The 1,307-nt window shown below is 30.6% G+C and carries 1 protein-coding gene; it reads left to right on the forward strand.

The window, feature by feature from the left end; all coding sequences use genetic code 11:
* Positions 1–285 precede the first annotated feature (285 nt).
* Positions 286–942, forward strand: a complete 657-nt coding sequence (locus AC1DTM_RS26900; protein ID WP_002110792.1) for an SMI1/KNR4 family protein — start codon at positions 286–288, stop codon at positions 940–942.
* Positions 943–1,307: the final 365 nt, after the last annotated feature.

Here is a 1,307-nt window from a genome sequence, read left to right on the forward strand (position 1 = left end):
GTTATCGGTTTTGAATAAAAGGTTTTTAAAATTTTGATACAAAGTCTATAAACTTAAAGAGATTTTTAGGTTTAGAAAACAAAAAGGCCAGGAATTATTCGTGGCCTTCCTTTTTGGTTACTTGCATTTTTAGATTTTCAATTTCACTTTCAAGATATTATTGAATCTTTATGTGAGGTAAAGAAAAAATAACAATATCTATTATTAATATTCTTGGCTTAGTTGGTTGGTAAACAACCAGATACAAAAGAATACATATAAAGTATGAATAGGGATGTAGTAAAAATGACAATGATACAATTTAATTCTTATCATCAAAAAGTAGAGATAAAGAGAAATTTAGAACTTATTAACTTAGAACATAAAAAAATTAGAGAGTATGTAAATTTTGATGTATGTTCTTTTGAGCAATTAGATGAATTTCAAGTAGGATACAGCATTGACACCGATGGAAACTCCCTTGTAACCGATGAGGAAGATACTTGGGATGCAAATTGGATTGTTATTGCATATGAAACTATGTGTGGAGATCCAATTATTATTGATTTAAATGAGGAAGGATATCCTATATCTTCAATCATGCACGGAATGGACAGTTGGAGTGGTGGCGATTTTCTTGCAGATTCCATGGACTCATTTATTAATTTTATGAAAGATATAGGTGATTTTCTTACTGAGAAACAAGTGTTAGAAGGTAAAAGAATGATACAAACTAAAGAATTAGAAATATTGCTAAATGAGTTTTTGGAAAGAAATAAATTTACTGATTTTGAAATATGGCACTCTTTATTAAGTCCATTATTTGATATTGCAGAAGAATATGAGCAAACAATGGAGATAAAAGTAAAAAAGATGAAGGAAGAAGGAAAGAAAATAACGGAAATTGCCCACATGCTTAATATAAAACCTAAAGAAGTGTATGAGTATATTAAGAAAGTTTAATAGCAACTCTTCAATTTTAAGAGAATAATCAGGCACGATGATGGAGCGATACAGCCGGAAAATGCTCGAATTTTTATGAAGCCGAAACAAAAAATCTGCTGAAGAAGAATCTATTTTGATCAATCTTTTTTCAAAATGGATTCTTTTTATTTATGGTAAAACTTAGGATTAAGAGTTGTTTTTGATTAGACTTTAGGGCATTGGGGCTTCGAGGCAGCTCTGCATGAGTAAAGATACTTACAAAAAATCAATGAAATTCAAAAGAATATCCATAAGTGAATACAGTGTGGAGAAGGGGAATGAAGGACGACGGACGAGAAAGGTGGCTACAGGGATGAAGTATGGTGAAAATACTAAGTTAGTTG

This window comes from Bacillus sp. P4_D3 (genome assembly GCF_056401855.1).